The sequence below is a fragment of the Pseudomonas eucalypticola genome, assembly GCF_013374995.1.
Taxonomy (GTDB): domain Bacteria; phylum Pseudomonadota; class Gammaproteobacteria; order Pseudomonadales; family Pseudomonadaceae; genus Aquipseudomonas; species Aquipseudomonas eucalypticola.
In genome coordinates, this window is sequence record NZ_CP056030.1 from 2,632,278 (window position 1) to 2,657,490 (window position 25,213).

24 protein-coding genes are annotated in these 25,213 nt (G+C 65.0%); 15 read left to right on the plus strand and 9 right to left on the minus strand.

All coding sequences use genetic code 11. The annotated features are described in order from the left end of the window. Window positions 1-56 precede the first annotated feature (56 nt). From HWQ56_RS11870 to HWQ56_RS11890, 5 genes are all read left to right on the plus strand, one after another. The gene (locus tag HWQ56_RS11870) at window positions 57-938 is read left to right on the plus strand and encodes a LysR family transcriptional regulator (RefSeq protein ID WP_158155405.1); all 882 of its coding nucleotides are present in this window, start codon (window positions 57-59) and stop codon (window positions 936-938) included. 124 nt (window positions 939-1,062) lie between these two features. Further along, entirely contained in the window at window positions 1,063-1,959 is an 897-nt protein-coding gene (locus HWQ56_RS11875) for a LysR substrate-binding domain-containing protein (protein WP_176570602.1), read from the plus strand. A 3-nt stretch (window positions 1,960-1,962) separates the two neighbouring features. Then, complete coding sequence (locus HWQ56_RS11880) at window positions 1,963-2,853, plus strand: LysR substrate-binding domain-containing protein (protein WP_176570603.1); 891 nt, start codon at window positions 1,963-1,965, stop codon at window positions 2,851-2,853. A gap of 202 nt (window positions 2,854-3,055) precedes the next feature. Further along, entirely contained in the window at window positions 3,056-3,682 is a 627-nt protein-coding gene (locus tag HWQ56_RS11885) for a glutathione S-transferase family protein (protein WP_176570604.1), read from the plus strand. A gap of 33 nt (window positions 3,683-3,715) precedes the next feature. Then, window positions 3,716-5,764, plus strand: a complete 2,049-nt coding sequence (locus tag HWQ56_RS11890; RefSeq protein WP_176570605.1) for a 2Fe-2S iron-sulfur cluster-binding protein — start codon at window positions 3,716-3,718, stop codon at window positions 5,762-5,764. 60 nt (window positions 5,765-5,824) lie between these two features. On the opposite strand, the gene HWQ56_RS11895 is transcribed toward HWQ56_RS11890, so the two are convergent. Together HWQ56_RS11895 and HWQ56_RS11900 are read right to left on the minus strand one after the other, a co-directional pair. Beyond that, window positions 5,825-8,014: a TonB-dependent receptor gene (locus HWQ56_RS11895; RefSeq protein ID WP_176570606.1), complete on the minus strand. Its 2,190-nt coding sequence runs from the start codon at window positions 8,012-8,014 to the stop codon at window positions 5,825-5,827. 233 nt (window positions 8,015-8,247) lie between these two features. After that, the gene (locus HWQ56_RS11900; RefSeq protein WP_158154233.1) at window positions 8,248-9,000 is read right to left on the minus strand and encodes an SDR family NAD(P)-dependent oxidoreductase; all 753 of its coding nucleotides are present in this window, start codon (window positions 8,998-9,000) and stop codon (window positions 8,248-8,250) included. Between the two features lie 123 nt (window positions 9,001-9,123). On the opposite strand from HWQ56_RS11900, the gene HWQ56_RS11905 reads away from it, so the two are divergent. Next, a complete protein-coding gene (locus tag HWQ56_RS11905) occupies window positions 9,124-10,038 on the plus strand; it encodes a LysR family transcriptional regulator (protein WP_158154232.1) in 915 nt (304 codons plus the stop codon). Between the two features lie 137 nt (window positions 10,039-10,175). Continuing rightward, a complete protein-coding gene (locus tag HWQ56_RS11910) occupies window positions 10,176-10,442 on the plus strand; it encodes a hypothetical protein (protein WP_176570607.1) in 267 nt (88 codons plus the stop codon). A 405-nt stretch (window positions 10,443-10,847) separates the two neighbouring features. Here the strand turns inward: HWQ56_RS11910 and HWQ56_RS11915 are convergent, their stop codons facing one another. Next, the gene (locus HWQ56_RS11915; RefSeq protein ID WP_176570608.1) at window positions 10,848-11,612 is read right to left on the minus strand and encodes an alpha/beta fold hydrolase; all 765 of its coding nucleotides are present in this window, start codon (window positions 11,610-11,612) and stop codon (window positions 10,848-10,850) included. A gap of 204 nt (window positions 11,613-11,816) precedes the next feature. Here HWQ56_RS11915 and HWQ56_RS11920 point away from each other — a divergent pair, with 204 nt between their 5' ends. Continuing rightward, a complete protein-coding gene (locus tag HWQ56_RS11920) occupies window positions 11,817-13,031 on the plus strand; it encodes an aldose 1-epimerase family protein (protein WP_176570609.1) in 1,215 nt (404 codons plus the stop codon). A 19-nt stretch (window positions 13,032-13,050) separates the two neighbouring features. On the opposite strand, the gene HWQ56_RS11925 is transcribed toward HWQ56_RS11920, so the two are convergent. Next, window positions 13,051-13,515: an SRPBCC family protein gene (locus HWQ56_RS11925; RefSeq protein WP_158154228.1), complete on the minus strand. Its 465-nt coding sequence runs from the start codon at window positions 13,513-13,515 to the stop codon at window positions 13,051-13,053. Window positions 13,516-13,618: 103 nt separating this feature from the next. Next, on the minus strand, window positions 13,619-14,845 hold the full coding sequence (locus HWQ56_RS11930; protein WP_176570610.1) for an MFS transporter: 1,227 nt from the start codon (window positions 14,843-14,845) through the stop codon (window positions 13,619-13,621). 243 nt (window positions 14,846-15,088) lie between these two features. Here HWQ56_RS11930 and yjdN point away from each other — a divergent pair, with 243 nt between their 5' ends. Beyond that, window positions 15,089-15,517 carry a VOC family metalloprotein YjdN gene (gene yjdN / locus HWQ56_RS11935; RefSeq protein ID WP_176570611.1) on the plus strand — a complete coding sequence of 143 codons (429 nt, stop codon included), beginning with the start codon at window positions 15,089-15,091 and terminating at the stop codon, window positions 15,515-15,517. Window positions 15,518-15,570: 53 nt separating this feature from the next. On the opposite strand, the gene HWQ56_RS11940 is transcribed toward yjdN, so the two are convergent. Beyond that, window positions 15,571-15,813, minus strand: a complete 243-nt coding sequence (locus tag HWQ56_RS11940; RefSeq protein ID WP_158154225.1) for a hypothetical protein — start codon at window positions 15,811-15,813, stop codon at window positions 15,571-15,573. Between the two features lie 2 nt (window positions 15,814-15,815). Further along, window positions 15,816-17,399, minus strand: a complete 1,584-nt coding sequence (locus HWQ56_RS11945) for a phytoene desaturase family protein (protein WP_233270839.1) — start codon at window positions 17,397-17,399, stop codon at window positions 15,816-15,818. Between the two features lie 152 nt (window positions 17,400-17,551). On the opposite strand from HWQ56_RS11945, the gene HWQ56_RS11950 reads away from it, so the two are divergent. Continuing rightward, on the plus strand, window positions 17,552-17,968 hold the full coding sequence (locus tag HWQ56_RS11950) for a winged helix-turn-helix transcriptional regulator (RefSeq protein ID WP_176570612.1): 417 nt from the start codon (window positions 17,552-17,554) through the stop codon (window positions 17,966-17,968). A 307-nt stretch (window positions 17,969-18,275) separates the two neighbouring features. Here HWQ56_RS11950 and msrA read toward each other — a convergent pair whose 3' ends face one another. Together msrA and HWQ56_RS11960 are read right to left on the minus strand one after the other, a co-directional pair. Further along, window positions 18,276-18,782: a peptide-methionine (S)-S-oxide reductase MsrA gene (msrA, locus tag HWQ56_RS11955; protein WP_158154219.1), complete on the minus strand. Its 507-nt coding sequence runs from the start codon at window positions 18,780-18,782 to the stop codon at window positions 18,276-18,278. A gap of 70 nt (window positions 18,783-18,852) precedes the next feature. Then, window positions 18,853-19,758 carry a LysR family transcriptional regulator gene (locus HWQ56_RS11960; RefSeq protein WP_158154218.1) on the minus strand — a complete coding sequence of 302 codons (906 nt, stop codon included), beginning with the start codon at window positions 19,756-19,758 and terminating at the stop codon, window positions 18,853-18,855. Window positions 19,759-19,926: 168 nt separating this feature from the next. On the opposite strand from HWQ56_RS11960, the gene HWQ56_RS11965 reads away from it, so the two are divergent. From HWQ56_RS11965 to HWQ56_RS11985, 5 genes are all read left to right on the plus strand, one after another. Further along, entirely contained in the window at window positions 19,927-20,694 is a 768-nt protein-coding gene (locus tag HWQ56_RS11965; protein ID WP_176570613.1) for an SDR family NAD(P)-dependent oxidoreductase, read from the plus strand. 289 nt (window positions 20,695-20,983) lie between these two features. Then, entirely contained in the window at window positions 20,984-22,114 is a 1,131-nt protein-coding gene (locus HWQ56_RS11970) for an FAD-dependent oxidoreductase (protein ID WP_158154877.1), read from the plus strand. Window positions 22,115-22,130: 16 nt separating this feature from the next. Further along, complete coding sequence (locus tag HWQ56_RS11975; protein ID WP_158154876.1) at window positions 22,131-23,147, plus strand: SMP-30/gluconolactonase/LRE family protein; 1,017 nt, start codon at window positions 22,131-22,133, stop codon at window positions 23,145-23,147. A gap of 28 nt (window positions 23,148-23,175) precedes the next feature. Beyond that, window positions 23,176-24,459, plus strand: coding sequence for a histidinol dehydrogenase (gene hisD, locus HWQ56_RS11980; RefSeq protein ID WP_176570614.1), 1,284 nt, complete (start codon window positions 23,176-23,178; stop codon window positions 24,457-24,459). Beyond that, entirely contained in the window at window positions 24,459-25,205 is a 747-nt protein-coding gene (locus HWQ56_RS11985; protein WP_176570615.1) for an SDR family NAD(P)-dependent oxidoreductase, read from the plus strand. The genes hisD and HWQ56_RS11985 overlap by 1 nt, the downstream gene beginning before the upstream one ends. Window positions 25,206-25,213 lie beyond the last annotated feature (8 nt).

The window sequence follows — 25,213 nt, forward strand, 5'->3', positions numbered from 1 at the left end:
TTTCCGGGATAAATCCGGTAAAATTGAAATCACTGATCCACTGATGGAGCAATGGAGTGGAGTATCTGAATGACATGGCGTTGTTCGTCGAAGTTGTGAAGGTCCGCAGTTTTCGAAAGGCTGCCGAGGGGCTGGATATGCCGAATTCAACACTATCGAGGCGAATCAGCGGCCTGGAAAAGGCCATTGGCCTACGACTGCTGCATCGCACAACCCGCAAAATTGAACTGACCGAGGCGGGGCAGTTGTATTACGAGCGCTGCAAGCGGATCGTCGACGAGGCGAGACTTGCTCATGAGCAATTGGGAGAGATGCTCGCGCGTCCGAGCGGGCTTTTGCGCGCTTCGCTTCCAGTGGATTTTGCCAATGTCTACCTGGCCCCGCTGATTGCCGAGTTCGCTCGGCAGTACCCGGGTATCAGCTTTGATTTCGACCTCACGCCCCGGCAGGTGGATCTGATCAGCGAACCCGTCGACGTGGTGATCCGCATGGGCGAGCCTCCAAGCTCTAATCTGATTGCGCGAAAGCTGGCCAGCCTGCAACGCTTCCTGTACGCCTCACCGCGGTACCTGGAGGTGTCAGGAGAGCCACGATCACCTGTGGATTTGGCTCACCACGACTGCTTACGGTTGCGCGGCCCAGGTTCCGATCGCTGGACGCTGTCGGGCAAGGGTGAAACAGAGCAGGTCGATATCGGTGGGCGTTTCGAACTCAACAGTGTTGGGATGTTGAGACGTTTGGCGTCGTTGGACCTGGGGATTACTTTGCTCCCGGAGGGAATCGCCGCTCAGGATGTGGCGCAGGGAAAACTGCGACGAATTCTGCCTGACTGGCAGGGCTCACCTGTCTCGGTGTATGCCCTTACTGAAACACGATTGCTTCCTGCCAAGACCCAGCGGTTCATCGAATTCGTGCGCGATAAACTAGCCGCCCAATAGCAGCCCTCGGATGCTTTTGGAGCAGCAGGAGTGCGCTCACCGATCAGCGCGCCCCGCCCGCAGCAGCTACAGTGGTGCCCATTGACGTCGTTTGAGGTTGGCGGCCGTGGACAGGTTTCTGGAGATGAAAGTGCTGTTGGCGGTCGTGGACGCCGAGAGCTTTGCCGCGGGTGCCCGGGTGGTGGGGATGTCGCCGCCCAGTGTGACCCGCGTGATCGCGGGGCTGGAGGCGCGGTTGGGCACGCTGTTGCTGGCACGCAGTACCCGCAGCCTGCGGCTGACCGAGGCGGGACGGCGCTATGCGCAGGACTGCCGGCGCATCTTGCTGGAGCTGGAAGAGGCCGAGGAACTGGCCGCCGGTGGTACCTTGCGGGCCCGCGGCAACCTGACGGTCACGGCGCCGGTGATGTTCGGGGAGTCGTTTCTGATGCCGCTGATCACCGAGTACCTGGACCGCCACCCGCAGGTCACGGTGAACGCGGTGCTGGTGGATCGCCTGGTCAACCTGGTGGAGGAGGGCGTGGATGTGGCCGTACGCATCGGCACGTTGCCCGACAGCAGTCTGCAGGCGGTGCAAGTGGGCAGTATCCGCCCGGTGGTGTGCGCCGCCCCGGGCTTTCTGGCCCGCGTCGGCCGGCTGACGCAGCCGGAGGAGGTGCTGGCGCTGCCGGTGGTGATGTCCTCGGCCAGCGACTTGCTCACCGCGTGGCATTTCCAGCGGCAGGGGCAGGCCGTGGTCCTGCACCCGCAGCCGCGCCTGCTGGTGAGCTCCAACCAGGCGGCCATCAATGCGGCGCGGCTGGGCTGGGGGTTGACGCGGGTACTGTCCTACCAGGCAGCGCAGTGGGTGCAGAAGGGCGAGCTTGAGGTGGTGCTCCAGGCATTCCAGACCCCGGCGCTTCCCGTGAACATCCTGTACCAGGCCGACCGGCAGGTGCTGGCCAAGGTGCGAACCTTCGTTGACCATTGCGCCAGCCGCCTGCTTGCCGACAGCGCGCTGCACGCCGCGGCGCAGGGCTGACGAATGGGGCGTTATCGCGAGATGCACACTTTCGTCACCGTGGCCCAGGCCGGCAGCCTGGCGGCAGCGGCCCGTCAGTTGCAGCAGTCGCCGGCCACGGTCATGCGCACGATCGCTGCGCTGGAAGCGCGCCTGCGCAGCAGGCTGCTGATACGCGGGCCGCGCGGCGCGCGCTTGAGCGAGGCAGGCGAGAGCTTCGCGCAACGCTGCGAGCACATCTTGGCGCAGACCCATGTGGCCGAGTGTGCCGCTGCCGGCCTGCACGCCAGCCCCGAAGGGCCATTGACGATCGCCTTGCCGCTGCTGATCGATGCTCAGGTGTTCACCCCCATCGCGGTTGCCTACCTCGATGCGTTTCCCCGGGTGCGCTTGTCGATCAAGGCCTGCGAAGGCGTGCCCAGGTTGCTCAAGGAAGGCATCGATGTGGCTCTCGTGGTCGGTGCGTTACCCGATTCGTCCGAGTTTGCCTTGGCGTTGGGCAAGGCCCGGCCGGTCCTGTGCGCTGCGCCGGCCTATCTGGCGAAGTGGGGACGGCCTGTCACCCTGGACGAACTCAACGCCCATCGGGCGGTAGTCGTCTCGTCGCCCAGCCAGGACCCACCCTGGCGCAACAGCGCCAACCGTCTGCTGAAACCGGCCAGGGTGCTGACGTGCACCACCCAGCGCGGCGCCATCCAAGCGGCGATGCTCGGGCTGGGGCTGATTCGCTGCATGAGCCACGAGGTACATGGGGAACTGGCCAGTGGCGCGCTTGAACCGATACTGCCTGGCTGGGCCGGGGAGGACGTGCCGGTGCATTTGATCTACCGCCATGGCCGTCGCGCCGAAGCGCGAGTGCGCTCCTTCATCGACTTCGTCACGCCCTTGTTACGTCGTCATCCTGCCTTTCACTAGGCGCTGTATGAAATGCATCCCAACTCGGCCATGCTGCGTTGAAAACAGGCTCGCCTTCGCTGGAATACATTTCATACAGACCCTCGGTCGGTTTGTTCCGGAAAACGGAATTATGGATTGCCCAGGGTGGTGATTCTGCTGGGCAGTCCGTGAGCGCAACATGGCTGCACTGCGTTATCACTCGCCCTTGCGGAGCCAACCCATGCCACATGCCATCAAGCTGTACCATCATCCCCTGTCCGGCCACTCCCACCGCGTCCAGTTGCTGCTGTCATTGCTCGGGTTGCCCACGGAGCTGATCAAGATCGACCTGGCCAAAGGCGAGCACAAGACACCTGCGTTCCTGGCCCTCAACGCCTTCGGCCAGGTGCCGGTACTCGATGACCAGGGCACCGTGCTCAGCGACTCCAACGCCATGCTGGTGTACTTGGCCAAGACCTACGGCACGGCCAGCTGGAAACCCCAGGACCCGCTGGCCGAAGCGCGGGTACAGCGCTGGTTGTCAGTGGCTGCCGGCCAACTGGCCTACGGGCCGGCCGCGGCACGTCTGGTCACGGTGTTCGGTGCGGCGTTCAATGCCGATGAGGTGATTACCCGGGCCCATGCATTGCTCAAGGTGATGGACCGTGAACTGGCGGGCAGCGCGTACCTGGCCGGGCCCGAACCGACCATCGCGGATGTGGCCAACTACAGTTATATCGCCCACGCGCCGGAAGGGAATGTGTCGCTGCATGACTACCCCCACGTTCGCGCCTGGCTGCAGCGTATCGAGGCGCTGCCCGGCTTCGTGCCCATGGTCCGCACCGCCGTGGGCCTGCAAGCCCACTAAGCGCCGCGGCACATTGATCGAGGAGCCTGCGCCATGGACCACCTGTCAAAATCGCCCTGGCATGCCGGGGAGAAAATGCTTCAGCAACGGTTCCTCGCCTCAGAGCGCATGGACGAAATCGGGCCGCGGGTGATCCGTGACTACATGCCTGACCAGCACCGCGAGTTCTACCACCAATTGCCGTTCATGCTGGTGGGGGCGGTGGACGCCAATGATCGTCCCTGGGCCACGGTGCTGGAAGGGCCGGAGGGCTTCGTCACGTCACCTGACGCTCAGCACCTGCGCCTGGCCGTTGTCCCCGATCCACAAGACCCGGCTACAGGCGGATTGCACCCAGGAGCGGCCATAGGCCTGCTCGGTATCGAGCTGCACACCCGGCGGCGCAATCGCATCAATGGTGTCATCGGCCAAGCCACTGCGGCGGGTCTGGAGGTAGCGGTCGAGCAGTCCTACGGCAACTGCCCCAAATACATTCAGGAACGCGCATACACGCGCCTGCCAGCACCGGACCACGACAATCCCCCACGGCAGGACTTTACTGCACTGGATGACCACGCGCGGGCCGTGATCGCTGCCGCCGACACCTTTTTCATCGCCAGCTACGTGGATGATGACGCCCAGCATCGCTCGGTGGATGTGTCCCATCGCGGCGGCCGTGCGGGGTTTATCGACGTGCAGGGCAACCGCCTGACTATCCCTGACTACGCCGGCAACCTGTTCTTCAACACGTTGGGCAACCTGCACGCTAACCCGGTGGCCGGGTTGCTGTTCATCGACTTCACCCGTGGCGATTTGTTGCAACTGACCGGGCGCACCGAGTTGCTGCTCGACAGCCCCCTGATCAAGACATTCGAAGGCGCCGAGCGGCTCTGGACGTTCGAGGTGCTGCAGGGGGTGCTGCGGCCAGGGGCGTTGAAACTGCGCTGGCGGTTTCAGGATTACGCGCCCACCAGCCTGGCCACCGGCACTTGGGCCGAAGCCAGCGAGCGCCTGCGCCAGGTCGAACAGCGCCGGCAGTGGCAGCAATGGCGGGTTACCCGGGTGCAGCAGGAAACCAGCGACATACGCTCGTTCTATCTGCAAGCGCCGGACGCCGCCGCGGTAGCGTTCGTCCCGGGCCAGCACCTGCCCATGCGCCTTGGCGCTGCGGGCGCGCCAGCCTGGGTCAGAACCTACAGCCTCTCCAGTGCCCCGGCCGATGGTCAGCTGCGTATCAGCGTCAAGCGCCAAGGGCCGGCGTCACACTATCTGCACGATCGGGTGCAGGCGGGCGATCTGCTCGATGTGCGCCTGCCGGTAGGGGGCTTCACGCTGCTGGAGGGTACGCAACGTCCCGTTGTCTTACTGGGCGCTGGGGTGGGTATCACGCCGATGATGTCCATGGTTCGCCACCTGGTGGCCCAGAGCCGGGGGCAAGGCACTGAGCGTGCCGTTCACCTGTTCCAAAGCGCGCGCACCCTGGCGGAATTGCCCTTCCAGGCGGAACTCGCCCAGTTGCAGCAAACACTCGGGGCGCAGTTGCACATCTACCGTGCCCTGAGCAGCCCCGGGACGGACGCCGTGATGGTGCGTGACTACCAGATCGCCGGGCGGTTGACCTTTACCGAGGTCAAGGCGCGGTTGCCGCTGGATGATTACGACTTTTACCTGTGTGGCCCGGCGGGGTTTCTCCAGGACCTCTACGATGGCCTGCGAGGTATCAACGTGCCCGACGCGCGTATCCATGCCGAAGCCTTCGGCCCCTCAGCCTTGCGACGTACGCAAAGCGTTGAGCCGCCTGCGGTAGCGCAACCACCCGCGGCCAGCGTGCCAACCGCGGTTTACTTCAATGCCTCGGCCACCGAGGCGCGCTGGACCCCCGGCGATGGCAGCTTGCTGGAACTGGCCGAACGCCGTGGCCTGAGCCCTGAGTTCAGTTGCCGGGGTGGCTCGTGCGGGACGTGCAGCACGCGCCTGATCAGCGGGAGCGTGCATTACCCGACCCCGCCGGCGCAGCTGCCGCCGGCGGGCAATGTGCTGATTTGCTGCGCGGTGCCGGGGCAGGGCGAGGAGGGAGGGCGGGGCCTGGTGCTGGATCTCTAGCACTGGCCCTGGACGCATCGGGGCATGATGCGGTGCATCCATTCATACGTGGCGCCCGGATCAGAAATCGACGCTGGTCGAGAATTTCACCAGCCGCGGATCCCCCTGGGTCAGGTAGCCGCCATTGGCCGACGCCCAGTAGTTCTTGTCGGTGAGGTTCTCGACGTTGAGGCGCAGGGTCACGTCTTTCTGCGCCACCTTCAGCTGGTAGCGGGCGCCGGCATCGAAACGGTTCCAGGTCGGCAGGCTCAGGGTGTTGGCGGCGTCGGCATACTGGCCGCCGGTGCGCAGCATGCGCGCGTTCAGCGCCAGGCCTGGCACCCCTGGAACATCCCAATCCGCGCTGGCATTGAGGGTGAAGGTCGGTACGCCGATGGCATGGTTACCGTCGTTGGCGCCGTTGAGGGTGCCGCTGACGTGCGAACTCATGCGCGTACCCCCGGCCATCAGGCGCAAGCCGTCGATCGGTTCACCGAACACGCTCAGTTCGACCCCTTTGTTGACCTGGTCACCTTCACGCACATAGTAATTGCCTTGGACATAGCCGTCCGTTGGCTTCTCGATCCGGAATACCGCCAGGCTCGCCCCCACCCTGCCAACGTCCAGCTTCACGCCGGCTTCGCTCTGCTTGGTGCGCCCCGGTGGGAACATCTCACCCGCATTGAGGATGCCAGTGCCAGAGGCGGTCGGGCCCTGGGCCAGGCCTTCAATGTGGTTGGCGTACAGCGATACGAAGCTGGTGGGCTTGTAGACGATGCCGTAGACCGGTGTGGTGATGGCCTCGTCGTAACGCGCGTTGCGGCTGCCATCGTAGGCCGCGCTGGTGCCGCCCTTGTAGGCGTAGCCCTGCACAAGCATTTCCTGGCGGCGCAGGCCGGCGGTCACCAGCAGGCTGTCGTCAAAGAACCCGAGCGTGTCGGACAAGGCAACGCTGCGGGTGCGGGTCTTGCCGGTGACGCCCGGATCGCTGAGGTCGCCGCCGACGAAGTAGCTGGTGGTTGGCTTGGCCAGGTCCCCGGGGTTGTAGAGGTTGGTCGCACCGCTGGCCGTGCCGTAACGGTAGAAGTCGAACGCGCTGCGTTGCTGCGCCCACAGCTCGGTGGCCCCTACGCTCACCTGATGGCTGACGGGGCCGGTGGCGAAGTGCCCGTTCAACCCCGCCATGAGCGTGGTGTTGTCTTCGTCGTGGGGGATCTGCGAGCCGCTGATGGTCGCCGCACCGGTGCTGGCGTCGGTCAGGGTCGGGGTGGCGTAGAAGCCATTCTCGCGCGTGTGCTTGGCACCGGCGGCCAGGTACGCGGTCCAGCTGTCGTTCAGATCCCAGTCACCGCGCACCATGCCGAAGGTGTCTTCAGTGTCTTCCCACGACCAGTCCTGCCCGTAGTTCTTGCTGGCGTCGGGGGCCGACGGAATACCGGCCAACCCGGTGCCCAGCTTGACGCTGTTGCGCAGGTGGGTCAGGTGCTGCTTCTGGTAGCCCACGTCCGCGGACAGGCGGAAGTCATCGCCGCGGTAATCCAGGCCCAGGGTGACCAGCTTGCTGCGCTGGTCCTGATCGTCGATGGCCGTTTCGCCTTCGCGCTGCATCAGGTTCAGGCGCGCGCCGAAGCGATTGTCCTCACCAAACCGCTGGCCAAGGTCCAGGTGTTCGCCGATCCGGCCATCGCTGCTGATGTCCTGGGTGTACCGGCGAATGGGTGTATCGGTGGCGCGCTTGGGCTGCAGGTTGACGCTGCCGCCCAGGCCGGAACCGGTGGGGCTGACGCCGTTGATGAACGCGTTGGGGCCCTTGAACACTTCCACCCGGTCCAGCGCTTCGGTGCCGATGATTTGCCGCGGCAGCACCCCGTACAGGCCGTTGTAGGAGATATCGTCACTGTTGAGCGGCAAACCGCGGATCACGAACACCTGTGCCTGGTTACCGCTGCCGTAGGACTGGCGCACCGACGGGTCGTTGGCCAACACATCGCCAATGTCCTCGGCCTGCTGGTCCTCGATCAATTGGGCGGTGTAGCTGGTCAGGGTGAATGGCACATCCATGAAGTCCTGGTTGCCCAACACCCCCATCTGCCCGCCACGCGCCACCTGGCCGCCGGCATACGCATCGGGGCGGGTGTCGGGACGGCTCTTGATGGTATCGGAGTCGATGGCAGTGGCATCAAGCTCGATGGGTTCGGCGGCACTGGCCATTACACTGGTGCAACAGCACAGGGCCAGCAGGGTAGGGCGAGACGGGAATGGGCGCGGCATGGGGGGTTCCTGGACGGTATTGATTTCCAAAATGCCGGTCCGTGGCAATTGCGACTGATTCGCGATTGCCGATACTACCAGTAGTTATTGCGATTCGTTATCAAATATTCGATTGGGTGTCGGGTTCGATACGCGCTTGATCGTGCACTCAGGGCTACGGCACGCGGTCGGCGGAGATCTGAAGCTAGGAGCTGGCACGCCAGCCCCTGCAGCAGTCGGCGCGGCAGTCGGCTTCAAATCTGCTGTTGACCGCCGTCGACGAACAGTTCGATGCCATTGACGAAGCTGGCGTCGTCCGATGCCAGGAACAGCGCGGCGCTGGCGATTTCCTCGGCTTCGCCGACGCGGCCCATGGGGATGAGCGAGGCCAAGTAATCCAGCAACCCCTGCTGTTGCGCGGCATCCGGGCCGGCCAGGTCGACCAGGCCAGGGGTGCGGGTGGCGCCGGGGCTGATGGTGTTGATGCGGACCTGGCGGTCCTTCAGGTCCAGGATCCAGTTGCGGGCAAACGAGCGCACGGCGGCTTTGGATGCGGCGTACACGCTGAACGCGGCAGTACCCGCGCTGCCGGCGGTAGACCCGGTGAGAATGACCGAGGCCTTGCGGGCCAACAGCGGCAATGCCTTCTGTACGGTGAACAGCACACCCTTGACATTGCGGTCGAAGGTGTCGTCGAAGTGCTGCTCGGTGATTTCGCCGAAGGGCACCATCGAGCCGCCGCCTGCGTTGGCGAACAGCACGTCGATGTGGCCGTGGGCCGCGCCGATTTGCTCGTATAGCGCGTCCAGCTGGTCGAGGCGGGTGGAGTCGACCCGCACGCCGGTGGCATTGCCCACGGCGGCCACGGCTGCGTCGAGCTCCGCCTGGCGGCGGCCGGTGATGTAGACGTGGGCGCCTTCTTCGGCGAAGCGCTTGGCGGTGGCCAGGCCGATGCCAGTGGTGCCGCCGGTGACCAGGGCGATTTTACCTTCGAGTTTGTTAGCCATGATGATGCTCCCAGTAGTGGTTGAGGTGCTGCGTTCAGGTTGAGTTGCGGTGTGGGAGAAGCATATCGACGGGGCGGTCTTTTCAAAATAGAATTGTCTGCAATCCATCGTTGCAGAAATGAAATGAGCAGACTTCCGGATTTCGAAGGGCTGGCGATGTTCGCCAAGGTGGCGGAGGAGGGCTCGTTCGCGGCCGCCGCGCGGGTGATGGGGGTGTCTGTGCCCACGGTGTCACGGGCAGTGGCACGGTTGGAGGAGCGCCTGGGCGGGCGGCTGTTCAACCGCACCTCCCGGCAACTGGCGCTGACCGAGTTCGGCGCGAGCATGGCCACCAGGGCAGGCGAGGTGTATCGCCAGGCAGAAGAAGTAGAGAGCGAGGCCCAGGCGTTATCGGTACAGCCGCGCGGCCAGGTGCGTCTGGCGGTACCGATGTCTTTTGGGCTGCGTTGGGTGGCACCGCTCATGCCGCAATTGCTGCGCCAGTACCCGGAGTTGTCGATAGACCTGCACCTGTCCGATGCCTCGGTCGACCTGGTGGCGGAAGGTTTCGACGCCGCCTTGCGGATCGCGGTTCTGCCTGATTCGTCGCTGGTCGCGCGCAGGCTCTGCGCGGTCACCCAATACCTGGTGGCATCGCCTGGCTACCTGCGCGAGCACGGCAATCCCAGCCACCCTCGTGACCTGGCGGCCCGCAAGTGCCTGAGTTATGCGTACCGCTCACGCAGCCAGGTATGGCGCTTTACCCATGGCGACGGCACCGAAGAGGACGTCGTGCCCAATGGCCCGCTGCGCGTGACCAACGCCGACGCATTGTTGCCGGCCTTGCTGGAGGGGCTGGCCATTGCCGAGCTGCCCGAGTTCATGGCCAGCGAGTACCTGGCGGACGGCCGTCTGGTCCACGTGCTGCCTGCCTGGCACATGATGCAGGGCGGCTTGTATTTCGTCACCCCGTCGGCGCGCGCGCGGCCTGTGAAGATCAAGGCGCTGTCCGAGTTTTTTGCCAAGCACCTGTCAGAACCTCAATGGCAGTGGCCATGAAGCGCCATCGGCTTCAATGCGCGGTGGCAATGCTGGTTCGCTCAAGGTGCGCCGCCTGTCTGCCGGGCGGCACCGAAGGGCAACTCATGGTTTCTCAAGTAGCGCGCAGATCAACTGCATGACAAAAGGAGAGCATCATGGCAATCAGTAACCAGCGCCCGGACGATTCAGGCATGGGCCCGGCGTCGAGAGCGCCCGACACCGAAGATGGCTTGTACCCCGACACCGACGGTGATCTGGATCACCGGGCCGATGGCGACTCCGATCCGTTGCCCACTAGCAACGAGCCCAAGGTGCCCGGTGCCAAGGACCGCGGCGTTGGATCAGCTCAGGGCTCCCCGGACTCGGTCGAGCAAGAGGCCGGGTTGGATGATGGCCTAAGGCCTACCGGGGGAAATGCTTAAGGGCTTCAGGCATGGCATGGGGTAGCGGCAGCCGACAGGGCGCCACCCGTCGGCCCCGTGGCACTTGCGGCTCAAGCGAGCCCTCCCATGTACAGGCGCGCAAATCCTGCGCCTCAGACGGGAGAATCGTGATGGTAGAAGACAACAACGGCCCGGAAGCGCCCTACCCAGGCCCCTCCGAAAATTCCGCGGACACGGGCGAAGGCCATGACGTGAAACCTGAGCAAACCAGTTCCGAGCCCAAGCAAGGCACCCAGGAGCGGCCCGTGGACTGGAATCCGCCACCCGGCAATCCGGGGTCGGATCAGGATGCCCAGACGGACAGGGAGCCGGGTAGTGCGAAGACTGATAGTTTGATCGATTCGGAGTAGCGTTCAGTTCCAGGGCCCGGTGTGGACGGGCCCTTCATTTCCGTTCAAGAAACTCGCGTATCGCATACGCGGTTTGCGGGGCGCTCGTCACCACGAAAAAATGCCCTTCCCCGCGCAGGATGCGCAATTGGGCGTGTCGCAGGGCGTGGCGCAAGATGTCCGCGTTATACAAACGCACCAAGGTGTCTCGGTCCCCGGCGAGGATCAGCGTGCGCTGGCGCAGCCGCCGCAGCCGCGGCAGGCTGGTCCAGCCCACCAGGGCAGCGACCTGGCGGTAATAACTGCGCGGGTTAGCGGTGAGCATGCCGTTCCCGACCCCGAAGTGCATCAACGTCTGCAACGAATGAGGCGAACGCTGGTGCTTGTCCCGTGTGGCGCCCTTGCCCCTCCCGAGAAAAGCCAGGACATCAGCGGGCTTGACCAGCAACGCCGGGCCCGCGGAAGTGGCCGCCAGAATCATCCGGCGCACCCTGGCCGGGTGGCGCAGGGCGAACTCCTGCGCCAACGCGCCACCCCAACTCACGCCAAACACATCCACCTGGTCCATTCCCAACTGCGTGAGCATCTCGGCCAGCAGGTCGGCATGGCCCGGCAGGCGCATGGGCCAGCGGGGCGCTTGCGATGCACCGACCCCGGGAACGTCCAGAGTTATGGTCGTGTAGCCCGCCAGTTCATCGCGCAAGGGGTCGAAGGTGCGAATCAGGCCCCCCAGGCCGTTGAGCAATAACAGTGGTGAGCCTTGGCCGCGAATCGAAACGTTCAACCGCAGGCCGGTGACGGTGAGTGTGTGCGTTGCCATGGTGAAGTTACCCCCGGTTGGCCCTGACTGACCTTAGCCCAGGGTGTGTGGACTGGATAGTATTCGGCTCACTCGGACGGGAGCGGGGCGCAGCTTAATGGACCCCGGACTGGTGATATTGGCGGCCAGTACTCGCTTGCAATGTTGGCTGAAACGTTTCTTCTAGGCTATAAGATGGGCATAACTCCAAGAAAGGATGCTGTCATGACCCCGCTCAAATTTGCCGTCACCCTTGGCGCCCTGTCCGTTGCCTCCCAGGCCATGGCGTGGGATTACGTATTGCTCGACAGCGACAAAGCCGCTCAAAACTGGCAAATCACCAGTCAGCAACTGGGCGTGAACACCGACAAACCGTTCAGCGTTACCCTGCGCACCCTGCACGGGGGGCGGCAGGAGGGTGTCAGCATCGTCGACATCGATAACGGCACGATGAAGCTCACGGTAGTGCCGACGCGCGGTATGAACGTTTTGCAGGCATCGGTCGGGAATGTGCGCATGGGCTGGGAGTCGCCGGTGAAGGAGGTGGTCAACCCATCGTTCATCGAGCTCAATGGCCGTGGCGGCTTGGGCTGGCTGGAAGGCTTCAATGAGCTGGTCGCCCGCTGCGGCTACGAGTGGGTCGGCCACCCCGGCATGGACAACGGCGAACTGCTGACGCTGCACGGGCGGGCCGCGAACATTCCTGCGAGCAGGGTCACCCTGCACATCGACGAAAAACCACCCTACGCCATCACCTTGCGTGGCGAACTGAAAGAGCAGGCATTCAAGAAGGTCGACTTCTCCGTCGCCACCCAACTAGTCACCGAGCCTGGCAGCGTCGCGTTCGCCCTCACCGACACCCTGACCAACAATGGCGACTACCCGAAGGAATACCAGGCGCTGTATCACAGTAACTTCAGTACCCCGTTCCTGGAGCAGGGTGCACGTTTCGCCGCGCCGGTAAAACAGGTGTCGCCGTTCAACGACAAGGCCAAGGGCGACTTGCCCGACTGGCAGACCTACCGCGCGCCCACCCAAGATTACGACGAAACGGTCTATAACCTGGTGCCCTATGCCGACCCTCAAGGCGACACCCTGGCCGTGTTGCACAACAAGGCGGGCACGCTGGGGGTGTCGGTCGGTTTCAATACGCGGACGCTGCCCGTGTTTTCCTTGTGGAAAAATACGGACACCCAGGGCCAGGGCTATGTCACCGGGCTGGAGCCCGGAACCAGTTTTTCCTACAACCGGCGCTACCAGCGGCCTCTGAACCTGGTGCCGACCATCGGGCCCAAGGAGCACAGGCAGTTCCACATCAGCTATAGCTTGCTGGCAGACAAGCTGGCGGTGGACAAGGCCCTGCAGCGCGTGGTCGACATCCAGGGTGGGCGCGAAACCGAGGTGCGGCCGACGCCGTTGGTCGATCTGAACCAGGGTTGATAACGGCCAGCAGCGGGCGTCACTGGCGCTCGTCGCGCGCCTTCATGGCTGCCCCCAGGCTTTCAGCCATGCCGCTCAAGCCATCCAGGATGAATTCACCGATCAGCGCTTCATAGTGCCTGGCGACATCCTCGTCGGCAGCATGGAAGGAGGCCCCCCACTGCAACGTGGTCTGCTCGCCATTGGCGGCGGGTTTGACAGAGAGGCTGGCGGCGTAATCGTCGAGGGGGATTTCAGTTCCCGTCAAACCATAGGTCATGGTCATCTGGTCATTGTCGATCGAGAGCAGGCGTTCGTGAATCAGATCGCCGCTCGCCAGGCGCAGGGTGCGGATGGAGCCGCCATCGTCCGACGCGTCGCCGTCTTCGATGACGCAGGAGGTGATCTGCGGGTGCCAGGTGTCGGCCAGGCCGAATTGACGCAACAGGTGCCAGACCGACACGGGGGCGGCGTCGAGCAAGACGGTATGAGTGATCGCGGACATGGTGGTGGTTCCTGGCTGGCTTCACTCTTTCGAGGGAAAGCCAGCCACGGAAGTTCGGTTGGATACCGGCCGATCGTTGCTCGGGCGCCTGGCGCGACGCGAATCAGCAGGGTTGCGGGGCCAGGCTATTGCTGACGCTGCGCCCCAGTACCAGGACCGTGGCAAAGCCACAGCCCACCAGGGCGGTCGCCAGGCTCAGCAGTACCGAGCTGCCCAGCTGGTCGACGATCTGCCCGCCGAAGAACGAGCCCAACGCAATGATCACCTGGAACAAGGCCACGAACAGCGGCATGCCGCGTTCCACATCCTTGGGCGCCACGACGAACATCCAGATGCTGGCGCAGGCCGGGAACGCCCCGAAGGCGAAGCCCCAGAGGGCGATCAGCAGCGCGGCGCCGGTCATGCCGGTGGCGAAATAGGGGAACAGGGCAGTGCTGGTCCCGATCATCACCGCCACCAGCAGCAAGGTGTGGCGCACGCTGCGGTTGGCGGCGAAGCCGGCGAAAATGTTGCCCAATACCCCGGCCATGCCGTAGAGCAACAGCAGCGAGCCAATGGCTGGCCCGTCGAAGCCGGCGCGTTGTTTGAAGAACGGGGCGACATAGGTGTACGCGGCAAAGTGCGCCAGGCCGATGAGCAGTACCGCGATCAAGCCAACCCGGGCTTGCGGGTTGATGAACAGGGCCGGCAGGTCACTGACGCGGATGGCTTTGTCCGGGTTCAGGCGCGGCAGCAGGAAGAGTTGCGCCAGCAGCACCGGCACGCCCACCAGCGCGGTGACCAGGAAGGTCATGCGCCAGCCCATCAGGCCGCTGAGCCAGGTGCCAACTGGCACGCCCAGCACGGTCGCCAGGGTCACGCCCACCATGATGATCGACGTGGCCTGGGCCACGCCGACCCCCTTGGGCGCCAGGCGGCCGCTGAGGGCAATGGCCGTGGCCCAGAAACCACCGATGCTGATGCCCAGCAGCACGCGGCCGAACAACAGCAGGTTGAAGCCGCTGGCGTAGGCGACCACTGCGTTGGCGATGATCATGATCAGCGTCAGGCCGATCAGCAGGTAGCGGCGGTCCATGGCGCCAATACCCACCGACAGCAGGGGTGCGGCCAGCGCGGCCATGATGCCGGGCAGGGTCACCATCAGGCCAGCGTGGCCGGCGCTGATGCCCAGGTCGCTGGCCACATCGTTGAGCACTCCCACCGGGAGGAATTCGCTGGTGACCAGGGCGAAGGCGCCCACGGCGACGGACAGAATCGCCAGCCATTGCTGTTTGACGCTCTGTTGACTGTGTTCGGGGAGGCCCTGAGCGGGCGGAGTGGCGGTTGGCATGGTGCGGGGTTCCAGGAAGGGCAAAGTCGCCTGCAGGCGAAGGAGCGGGGGAAATCAGCGGCGATTATAGGGGGCAGGCCGGGCAACCCGACAGGCGGCGCGTTCGATAGTCATCATCAACACCATCGATGCGGCTGTCATCGCCCACGGGGCACAGGGGCTGAAAGACATGATTGTCCCGTAAGGCCTAGACTGTAAGGCGGGCTGGCGCATCTCGCGCCGCCATTGCCTGGGAGCCACGTGATGAACGTCCAACCCTACCTCTTCCTGGCCGGTACGTGCCAGCAAGCCATGGATTTCTACTGCGCCGTGCTGGGCGCCACGGTGCAGTTCAAGATGACCTACGCCGAAGCGCCCGAGCCCTCGTCCGGCAGCGAATGCCCGGCCGCGCCGCCAGACGCCATCATGCACGCGAACCTGCTGATTGGCGGCACGCAATTGATGATGAGCGACGACCCCAGCGCTGATCAGAAACCCCATGCCGGCTACGCCTTGTCGATCGCCACCGACGACCTTGCCAAGGGCAAGGCCTGGTTCGATGGCCTGAGCGAGGGCGGCACGGTGCGCATGCCCTGGGGCGAAACCTTCTGGGCGCAGGGGTTCGGTATGCTCACCGACCGCTTCGGTGTGCCATGGATGGTGAATGTGGAGAAAAAATCCGCTTCGGCGTAATCAGCGGCATCGCCCGCAGCCTCTACGGTCACCGCGTGCGACCCGACGTGGCCTCACGGCCGCTGCGGGGCGCCGCCTCGGGGCTTTTTCACTGTCGGCCTGAACAACAGGCTCAACAAAAACATCACCGTCCTGAAATCCAGCAATTTCAACGCTGCCCGCGCTTCCTCGGGGCGCACCTTGGCGATCATCGGCATGGCGCCGAAAATCTTGCCCTTCAACACCAGTTCGTTGCCGTTGCGCTCGATGGTGCTCACCGCCATCAGCTCACTGTTATCGCTACCAAAAATCTTCATCGTCAGCTCCTCGTCACTCGCTCGAAATCCATGCCCAGGTCATCGAACATCTTGATGGCCGTGCCACGCCCTGCGCCGAACACACCGCCGCCGGGGTGCATGAACGGCCCCACCAGGTACAGGTTGTCCAGCCCCGGTACGCTCAGGCGGCCCAGGTCGGGCGTGGGGCGGTGGGCGAAGTTCTGGTAGAAGTAGGGCGCCACGCCGTGCACGTCGCCCTTGACCATGGAATTGGGCGAGCTGCGCTCCAGGTCCAGCGGCGAGCAAAGGGTACGGGCAATGATGTTGTCGGGGGTCAGGTTCTTCACGAACTTGCGGTAGGCCGCAAGGCTCAGGTCGCCGAACGCTTCCTTGTACTCGTCCCAGCGCGCCGCGCCGCCTTCGGCCAGGTTGTAGGGGGCGAAGGTCATGCCATGGAACATGCCCTTGCCAGCGGGCACGCGGGTGGGGTCGTTGATGCTTTCGTCACCGCCGGCCACGAGCCTGCGTCTGGAAACCCGGCCACGGCGCAGCTCGTCGAAGTCATCAAGCATGTCAGCCAGGCGGTCGCTGCTCATCATGGTCAGCATGGTCGCGCGGCCGACGTCCGGGCCGGCGTGGAATTCGGCCTTGTGGTGCAGGTCGTAGTGGCTGACAAACAGGCTGAACGGCGCCAGGCTGGCGCGTTCGGCGCGTTGCACCACGCCGGCGTCCAGGCCCTCGACGAAGCGGCTGATGACGTGGGGGTGCAGGGCGCCAATCACCGCGTCGCGGGCCAGGATGCGCTCGCCATCGCTCAGTTCCACGCCGGCGGCGCGGCCGTCGCTGACGATCACCTTGCGCACCTCGCTGTTGACCCGAATTTCGCCGCCGTAGTGCTCGATGCAGCGCGCCAGCGCCTCCGACAGCTTGCCGCTGCCGCCCACCGGCTGCGACACGCCGTGGCTGTGCATGATGCCAACGAAGGCGTATACGCCCATGCCGGTGCCCAGCTCGTCGGGCATCTGCAGGTTCTCGGCGATCACCCGCAGCAGGTGGATCTTGACCTTATCGTGCTCGAACAGGTGGTCGATGATGTCCAGGGTGCTGCGCTGCATGGCGTCGAACAGCTCGCGGCCTTCCAGGCTCTGGTCGAGCATGGCCACCATGGCACCCATCGGCAGCGGCGGCGAGTAGAAGCCCGAGAGGAACATGGGCAGCAGGCCCATGGCTTTCAGCGCCAGGCGCCGGTAGGTCTCGGCGTCGCGCGGCGACACGCTGGCAATCGACTCGCAGGCCTTGTCCAGGTCGCGGTAGGTGATCAGCGCGCTGCCGTCTTCGAAGACTGTGGCGTGGGGAATGTCGGAGTAGTTGTATTTCAGGCCGAAGTGCTTGAACAGGCCCAGCTCGTCCTGGGTGATCATGGGGTTGCCCTGGATCATGATGTGCACGCTCGAGTGCTCGTCATGCCAGAAACCGGGCGTGTTAAGCTGGCGCGTCGACACGCCACCGCCCACGTAGTCCTTGCGCTCCAGCACCAGGACCTTCTTGCCGGCCTTGGCCAGGTAGGCCGCGGCCACCAGCCCGTTGTGCCCGCCGCCGATGGCGACGACATCGTAGTGATTCATGTGGACCTTCCGCGTCATTGTTGTTCTTGTCAGTCAGCTCATTGGCTGTGGGGCGATGATGGGGCAGGCGTGCAGCGCGCGGAAGATCGCACTTTTATGTGGGTCGGTTACCCGAATGTACGTACCCCCCGGCCAATGACAAGGAATACCCCGTGAACGACGACGCCCAACGCCAGGCCCTGGACCAATTGCGCGCCCGCGTGCAGCACAACGGCAACGACCCCCAGGGCCCCATCCGCGAGACCCTGGCGCGCCTGGGCGACCGTTGGAGCCCGCTGCTGTTGCTGGTACTGCGCCATGGTATGCTGCGGTTTACCGAATTGCAGCGCGAGGTGAATGCCATGGCCGACAGCGAACTGTCCCAGCGCATCCTCACCCTGAAACTGCGCGCGCTGGAGCGCGACGGCATGCTGCAGCGCACCGTGATTCCGACCATTCCGCCGCAGGTGGAATACCGGTTGACACCGTTGGGGATGGAGCTGGTGGCACGGCTTGAGGGGTTGGTGGGGTGGTTGGAGCAACAGGCGCCGACTATCGACGCGGCACGTGCGGCGTACGATCAGGCCTGACGCGCGGTAGGTATGGAGCGCACATGCAGGGATCAACGAGATGACTGTAATAGCAACACGACGGATGCCCAGACCAACACCGCGCCCAGCGATCCAAGGGGCAGTTGGTTCGAGGAAGATGGCGCAACGGATGATTTTCTGGCTGGACGCGATCAGCCTGTCACACAGTGGCGAGAGGCTTCTGAGGCCTTTCTCGCCGCAAGGCGAGCATCGCCAAGGTGGCCCCATTGCGGCCAAGGCCGGCTCTTACCGCGGTTGGGGTAGGCCCCGCCCTTGGCCGCGGTACAGGCGACGCGGGCCCTGGCCATTACCCGCGCCTGGGCAACTTCCAGCTAGGCCGAATGAAGTGGCAGGTATACCCATTCGGAATCCGCTCCAGGTAATCCTGGTGCTCCGGTTCCGCCTCCCAGAACGGCCCCGCCGGCTCGATCTCGGTCACCACGCGCCCCGGCCACAACCCTGAAGCGTTCACATCGGCCTCGGTGTCCTCGGCAATGTCACGCTGCTGCTCATCGAGGTAATAGATCGCCGAACGGTAGCTGCGCCCGCGGTCATTGCCCTGACGGTTGGGGGTGGTGGGGTCGTGGATCTGGAAGAAGAATTCGAGAATCTGCCGGTAGCTGATGCGCGCCGGGTCGAAGACGATCTCGATGGCTTCGGCGTGGTCGCCGTGGTTGCGGTACGTGGCATTGGGCACGTCGCCGCCGGTGTAGCCGACGCGGGTGGCGAGCACGCCAGGGTAGCGGCGCAGCAGGTCCTGCATGCCCCAGAAGCAGCCGCCGGCGAGAATCGCGGTTTCGGTTTGGGTGGTCATGGTGCGGTCCTTTCCCTGTTCAGGTGTTGGGCTATTGTAATGCGGGCGATCGCCGCGTTTGCAAGGGGTGCTACGCCAGGCTCGCCGCCGTCTCGATAACCAGATTGCGCAACCATGCCAAGCCCGGGTCATGCTGCTGGTATTTGTTCCACTGCAAACTGATGGTCATCTGCGGCGCCGCCCACGGCGTGGGCAAAATGCGCAGCGGCAGGTACTGCGCCCAGCGCTGGGCCAGGCGCTTGTGCATGGTGGCGATGCGTGGGGTACCGATCAGGTACGGTGGCACGCTGTTGAAGGTGTTGGTGGTGACCTCCACCTTGCGCTCGAAACCGAAGCTGCGCAGGAACCAGTCGTCCACCGTGGGCGCGCGGTGTTCGGTGCCGAAGCGCACCAGCACGTGGCCGTTGTGCTTGTAGTCGTCGAAGGTCAGCGCCCGCGGGCCATGGTCGCGGCATACCACGCACACGAACTCGTCGCTGAACAGCGCCGTCGATGGGTGTTGGTCGAGGATGTGAGTGTCTGGCAGCAGCAGGAAATCCACATGTCCACGTTCAATCTCAAGCGAGGCGTCATCGGTGGGTGAAAAAAGTTCGATGGCGCACTGCGGCGCAATGGCATTCAGGCGCCGGCTGACCTCGGGCATCAGCACCATGCCCACGTAGTCGGAGGCCATCAGGGTGAACGTGCGGCTGGCGAGGTGGGGCTGGAACTGGCTGCGGTTTTCCAGGGTGGAGCGCATCTGGATCAGCAGGTCGCGCACCGGCTGCGCCAGGGTTTCGCCCATGGGCGTGCGCACCATCTTGCGGCCTATCTGCACCAGCAGGTCGTCGTCGAAATAGCTGCGCAGGCGGGCCAGGGCGGCGCTGGTGGCAGGCTGGCTGAGGTGCAGGCGCTCGCCGGCACGGGTGATGTTCTGCTCGGCAAGCAGCACGTCCAGCACCACCAGCAGGTTCAAGTCCAAACCATGGAAACGCATGGTCGTTGCTCCGTTTTTCTTATGATTGTGGGCACAGGCATTTGTTGCCGTTATACCTTCGCCGGGGTTATTCGTCGAGGCCATGGCAGGCATGCCCAAGCCGAATTTCCGCAGGCGCGAAGGGCTTCTTATAGTGATTGGCCTCACTGGCAATCATAAGGAAGCCGCATGCGCCTCTTGGGAAAAACCGCCATTGTCACCGGAATCGGTAGCGGCATTGGCCAGTGCTGCGCGCTGATGTTCGCCCGCCAGGGCGCGCGCGTCGTGGGCGCCGAACTGGACCCGGCCGCCGCCCGCCACACCGTGGCCCTGGCCGCAGCCGAGGGGCTGCACATCGACAGCCTCGCCCCCTGCGACCTCACCGACCCGGCCCAGGCCGCCGCCTTGGTGGAGTTCGCCTGCGGGCTGCACGCAGGCTTCGACATTGTGGTGAACGCTGCGGCCTTCGGCGCCTTCGCCTGGATCGAAGACATGGACTACCAGCAGCACTGGCGCAAGACCCTCACCGGCGAGCTGGACCTGGTGTTCCTGCTGTGCCAGGCCGCCTGGCCGGTGCTGAAGGCCCGCGGCGGCGGTTCGATCATCAACTTCGCCTCGGCCAACGCCTGGATGAGCCTCAAGGGCTCGCCCGCCCTGGCTCATTGCGCGGGGAAGGGCGGGGTGCTGGCCATGACCCGGCAACTGGCGATGGAGGGTGGGCCCCATGGGATTCGCGCCAACAGCATTTCGCCGGGGTTGATCGAAACCAGCGCGACGCGCGCGCATTTGGCGGCGGACCCCGGCTTTCGCCAGGCGGCGCTCGATCATCAGTTGCTGGCGCAGCGTATCGGCCGGCCGGAAGACGTAGGCTGGGCCGCGGTGTATCTGGCCAGCGATGAGACCGCCTGGGTGACGGCGACGGATCTGCGCATAGACGCCGGCGCAACCGCGTGCTGAAGCCCGCGTCACAGTAGCCGCGAAGCCTGCGGGGGCGGGATGCTGCCGGCGGCGGCAGCAGGCATCCATGTGACAAATGCCTCACATCCAAACAAACAATTTCCGGCATACCCGGCCGCTGTTTAAGGTAATCCAACGCTATACACAATAAGAACAAGCCGGAGATTCCCCATGCCGCTCCCCCCGTACACCCCCCATACCTGAACCCCATTTCGCTGACTGCACAGGCATGCGCCGGGCCTCCCCGTGCGTGGCCGCCCAGAAGAATCGTGGCAAAGAGGAACGCTTGATGAGCGACATCGCAAAAGTGCTGATCGTAGGCGCAGGCATTGGTGGGCTGAGCGCCGCCATTGCCCTGCGCAACGCCGGGGTGGAGGTCGATATCGTCGAGATCAGCCCCCAGGCCAAGGTCTACCACGTGGGCATCGTGGTGCAGGCCAACTGTATTCGCGCCATGGCCCAGTTGGGCATCGCCGACGCCGCCGTGGCCGCCGGTTTCCCCTACAAGGGCCTGCGCATCTGCAACCAGCAGGGCCAGGTAAAAGCCGAGCTTAGCGGCGCGCAATTGGCCGGCAAGCAGTACCCGGCCAACCTCGGCCTGACCCGCCCGGCGTTGCACCAGGTGCTGCTGGACGCGGTGGCAGAAAGCGGCGCGAACCTGCGCCTGGGCCTGACCTTCAGCGACATCGAGCAAAGCGCCAACAAGGTGGCCGTGCGCTTCACCGACGGCACCAGCGGCGAGTACGACCTGCTGGTGGGCGCCGACGGCGTGTATTCGAAAGTGCGCACCACGGTGTTCGGCGAGCAGTACAAACCGCGCTTCACCGGCCAGGGCGTGTGGCGCTACAACCTGCCACGGCCCAAGGACTTGTTGTGGTCGCACATGTTCGAAGGCAAGCCGGGCGGCAAGGCCGGCTACACGCCGCTGACCGAAGACAGCCTGTACGTGCTGTCGGTGTTCGAGGAACCGGGCAACCCGTTCTTCGCCCCTGACACCCTGGCCGCCGAGTTCCGCAAGCGCTTGGAAGGCTACGGCGGCCTGGTGCCCGAGCTGCGCGAGCAGATCACCGATAACAGCCAGGTGGTGTACCGCCCGCTGGAGGCGCTGCTGATGCCCGCGCCCTGGTACCGCGGCCGGGTGCTGCTGATCGGCGACGCGGCCCACGCCACCACCCCGCACATGGGCCAGGGCGCCGCCCAGGCCGTGGAAGACGCGGTGGTGCTGGGCGAGCTGTGCGGCACGGCCGATCTGAGTCTTGAGCAGGTGTTGGACAGCTTCATGGAACGCCGCTTCGAACGCTGCAAGTTCATCAACGAAGGCTCGGTGCAGATCGGCGAATGGGAGCAACGGCCTAGCGCCGACGCCGACTTCACCGGCCTGATGGCGCAAATGATCAACGTCGTCGCCCAACCTATCTGACCAAGGATTGCCCAGCATGAAACCCAACCCGCTCAAAGGCTGGCAGGTCGACCGCGACGCCATCGGCTTCATCGGCCACGACCTGCAACGCCCCGAATGCATCATCGCCCAGCCCGACGGCAGCCTGTGGGCCGCCGACGCCCGTGGCGGGGTGATGCACATCGCCGTCAACGGCCAGCAGACCCTGCTGGCGCCCAAGCAGCCCGCGCCGCAGCAGGCCTCGTTCGAGTCGCGCTACGTGCAGTCCCAGGGTGCCTCGCTGCCCAACGGCCTGGCGCTGACCGCCCAGGGCGACTTCATCATCTGCAACTGGGGCCTGGACCGCATCGAGCAGCTCGACCGCCAGGGCAACATCAAGGTGTTGTTCGACCAGATGGACGGCAAGCCCCTGGGCAAGACCAACTTCCCGCTGCGCGATAGCAAGGGCCGTATCTGGTTCACCGTGACCACCACGATGCAGCCCTGGACCGACTCGATCAATTCCGGCGTGCTGGACGGCTACATCGGCGTGATCGACGACAACGGCATCCGCATCGTCGCCGAGGGTTTTGGCGGCACCAACGAGATCCGCTTCGACGACAACGAAGAGTGGCTGTACGTGGTGGAAAGCAACGTGCGGCGCATCTCGCGGCTGCGCCTGAACGCCGATGGCTCGCTCAGCGACCGCGAGGTGTTCGGCCCGGCCGAGCTGGAAGGCTTCCCCGACGGCTTTGCCTTCGACAGCTACGGCAACCTGTGGGTGACCCTGGTGATGACCGACAAGCTCATCGCCCTGACCCCCGACGGCGAGGTGCTGATCCTGCTGGACGACAGCAACCCGGCCGCCACCGCCGAGCTCAACCGCCACTACCACGCCAAGACCCTGACCCCGCAGATCATGCAGGCGGCCCACGGCACCCTGGCGCCGTGGCTGGCTAGCCTGACCTTCGGCGGGCCGGATCTGAAGACCGTGTACCTAGGCAGCCTGCAGGGCACGCGCATCCCGTTTTTCCAAGCCCCGGTGGCCGGCCAGGCGTTGATCCACTGGTGCTGAATTCGATTAGAACAACAAGGAACCGACCATGATTCGTTATCTCAAGCAAGGCAAGCCGGCCCAGCAGAAGGCCGAATTCAACGCCCAGGTGCGCGACACCGTGGAGCAGATCATCCACGCCATCGAGCAGCGCGGCGAAGCGGCGGTGCGTGAGTATTCCGAGAAGTTCGACCACTGGAACCCCGCCAGCCTGCGTTTGAGCACCGAGGAAATCCAAGGCTGTATCGACAGCCTGTCGCCCCAGGCCATCGAAGACATCAAGTTTGCCCAGGCGCAGATCCGCCGCTTCGCGCAGATCCAGCTGCTGTCGATGCGCGACGTCGAAGTGGAGACCCTGCCTGGCGTGGTGCTGGGCCACAAGAACATCCCGGTGAACTCGGTGGGTTGCTACATTCCCGGTGGCAAATACCCGCTGCTGGCCTCGGCGCACATGAGCGTGCTGACCGCCAAGGTGGCCGGGGTGAAGCGCGTGATTGCCTGCGCGCCGCCGTTCGATGGCAAGCCGTCGCCGGAGATCATCGCCGCCATGGCCCTGGCCGGCGCCGATGAGATCTACGTGATGGGCGGGGTACAGGGCGTGGCCGCCATGGCCCTGGGCACTGAACACATTGCCCCGGTGGACATGATCGTCGGCCCCGGCAACGCCTACGTGGCCGAAGCCAAGCGCCAGCTGTACGGCCGCGTGGGCATCGACCTGTTCGCCGGCCCCACCGAAACCATGGTGATCTGCGATGACACGGTGGACGCCGAACTGGTGGCCGTCGACCTGCTGGGCCAGGCCGAGCACGGGCCGACGTCGCCGGCGTTCTGCGTCACCACGAGCACGCGCATCGCCGAGGAACTGCCGGCCGCCATCCAGAACGTGCTGGCGCGCCTCGACACCGCGCCAATTGCCAGCGTGGCCTGGCGCGACTATGGCGAAATCATCCTCTGTGACACCGACGAGGAAATGCTCGCCGAATCCGAGCGCATCTGCTCCGAGCACGTGCAGGTGATGACCCGCGACCCGGACTGGTTCCTGGCGCGCATGACCAACTACGGCGGGCTGTTCCTGGGCCACCGTACCAACGTCTCCTACGGCGACAAGGTGATCGGCACCAACCACACCCTGCCGACCATGGGCGCCGGCCGCTACACCGGCGGGCTGTGGGTGGGCAAGTTCATCAAGACCCACACCTACCAGCGCGTGCTCACCGATGAGGCCAGCGTGGCCATCGGCGAGGTGTGCTCGCGGCTGTGCGCCCTGGAGCATTTCTCCGGGCACAAGGAACAGGCCGACATTCGTGTGCGTCGCCTGAAGCAGGCCCTGTGATGCAGGCCCTGGAAGGCAAGGTGGCGGTGGTCACCGGCGCCACCGGCGGGTTGGGCGGGGCGATCTGCGCCGCCCTGGCCCAGGCCGGCGCGCGGGTGGTGGCCGGCTACAACCGCAGCGCCGAGGCGGCGCAGGCGCTGGTCGCGGCGCTGCCCGGCGACGATCACCTGGCGGTGGCCGCGCCGGTCACCGACAGCCCTGCGTTACACGCCCTGGCAGCCACGGTGCAAGCGCACTACGGCCGCTGCGACCTGCTGGTCAACTGCGCCGGCACCACGCGCTTCGTCGCCCATGCCGACCTCGACGGCCTGGATGACGCGCTGATCGACAGCATCCTGGCCACCAACGTGCGCGGCCCCATTGCCTGCGTACGCGCCCTGGCGCCGCTGCTCAAGGCCAGCGGTGATGGCCTGGTGGTGAACATCAGCTCCATCGCCGCGCGCACGGCCATGGGCAGCAACATCGCCTACTGTGCGTCGAAGGCGGCGATCGACAACCTTACCCAGTCCCTGGCCCGCGCCCTAGCGCCCCAGGTGCGGGTGGTGTCGGTGGCGCCGGGGCTGGCCGACACCGAGTTCGTCCAGGGCCTGGCGCAGGACTGGCGTGACGAGCAAGCCGCGCGCACGCCCCTGGGGCGCCTGGCGCTGCCGGCCGAAGTGGCGCGCGCGGTGCTGGCCCTGGCCACGCAACTGACCTTCACCACTGGCGCCGTCATCCCTGTGGATGGCGGGCGGCCGCTGAACTGAGGAGGGCG

What these genes read in the sequence shown, in the direction of transcription:
- HWQ56_RS11875 (WP_176570602.1), top strand. Translation starts at nt 1,063, where the DNA reads ATGAAAGTGCTGTTGGCGGTCGTGGACGCCGAGAGCTTTGCCGCGGGT.
- HWQ56_RS11880 (WP_176570603.1), top strand. Translation starts at nt 1,963, where the DNA reads ATGGGGCGTTATCGCGAGATGCACACTTTCGTCACCGTGGCCCAGGCC.
- HWQ56_RS11885 (WP_176570604.1), top strand. Translation starts at nt 3,056, where the DNA reads ATGCCACATGCCATCAAGCTGTACCATCATCCCCTGTCCGGCCACTCC.
- HWQ56_RS11890 (WP_176570605.1), top strand. Translation starts at nt 3,716, where the DNA reads ATGGACCACCTGTCAAAATCGCCCTGGCATGCCGGGGAGAAAATGCTT.
- HWQ56_RS11895 (WP_176570606.1), bottom strand. Translation starts at nt 8,014, where the DNA reads ATGCCGCGCCCATTCCCGTCTCGCCCTACCCTGCTGGCCCTGTGCTGT.
- HWQ56_RS11900 (WP_158154233.1), bottom strand. Translation starts at nt 9,000, where the DNA reads ATGGCTAACAAACTCGAAGGTAAAATCGCCCTGGTCACCGGCGGCACC.
- HWQ56_RS11905 (WP_158154232.1), top strand. Translation starts at nt 9,124, where the DNA reads ATGAGCAGACTTCCGGATTTCGAAGGGCTGGCGATGTTCGCCAAGGTG.
- HWQ56_RS11910 (WP_176570607.1), top strand. Translation starts at nt 10,176, where the DNA reads ATGGCAATCAGTAACCAGCGCCCGGACGATTCAGGCATGGGCCCGGCG.
- HWQ56_RS11915 (WP_176570608.1), bottom strand. Translation starts at nt 11,612, where the DNA reads ATGGCAACGCACACACTCACCGTCACCGGCCTGCGGTTGAACGTTTCG.
- HWQ56_RS11920 (WP_176570609.1), top strand. Translation starts at nt 11,817, where the DNA reads ATGACCCCGCTCAAATTTGCCGTCACCCTTGGCGCCCTGTCCGTTGCC.
- HWQ56_RS11925 (WP_158154228.1), bottom strand. Translation starts at nt 13,515, where the DNA reads ATGTCCGCGATCACTCATACCGTCTTGCTCGACGCCGCCCCCGTGTCG.
- HWQ56_RS11930 (WP_176570610.1), bottom strand. Translation starts at nt 14,845, where the DNA reads ATGCCAACCGCCACTCCGCCCGCTCAGGGCCTCCCCGAACACAGTCAA.
- yjdN (WP_176570611.1), top strand. Translation starts at nt 15,089, where the DNA reads ATGAACGTCCAACCCTACCTCTTCCTGGCCGGTACGTGCCAGCAAGCC.
- HWQ56_RS11940 (WP_158154225.1), bottom strand. Translation starts at nt 15,813, where the DNA reads ATGAAGATTTTTGGTAGCGATAACAGTGAGCTGATGGCGGTGAGCACC.
- HWQ56_RS11945 (WP_233270839.1), bottom strand. Translation starts at nt 17,399, where the DNA reads ATGAATCACTACGATGTCGTCGCCATCGGCGGCGGGCACAACGGGCTG.
- msrA (WP_158154219.1), bottom strand. Translation starts at nt 18,782, where the DNA reads ATGACCACCCAAACCGAAACCGCGATTCTCGCCGGCGGCTGCTTCTGG.
- HWQ56_RS11960 (WP_158154218.1), bottom strand. Translation starts at nt 19,758, where the DNA reads ATGCGTTTCCATGGTTTGGACTTGAACCTGCTGGTGGTGCTGGACGTG.
- HWQ56_RS11965 (WP_176570613.1), top strand. Translation starts at nt 19,927, where the DNA reads ATGCGCCTCTTGGGAAAAACCGCCATTGTCACCGGAATCGGTAGCGGC.
- HWQ56_RS11970 (WP_158154877.1), top strand. Translation starts at nt 20,984, where the DNA reads ATGAGCGACATCGCAAAAGTGCTGATCGTAGGCGCAGGCATTGGTGGG.
- HWQ56_RS11975 (WP_158154876.1), top strand. Translation starts at nt 22,131, where the DNA reads ATGAAACCCAACCCGCTCAAAGGCTGGCAGGTCGACCGCGACGCCATC.
- hisD (WP_176570614.1), top strand. Translation starts at nt 23,176, where the DNA reads ATGATTCGTTATCTCAAGCAAGGCAAGCCGGCCCAGCAGAAGGCCGAA.
- HWQ56_RS11985 (WP_176570615.1), top strand. Translation starts at nt 24,459, where the DNA reads ATGCAGGCCCTGGAAGGCAAGGTGGCGGTGGTCACCGGCGCCACCGGC.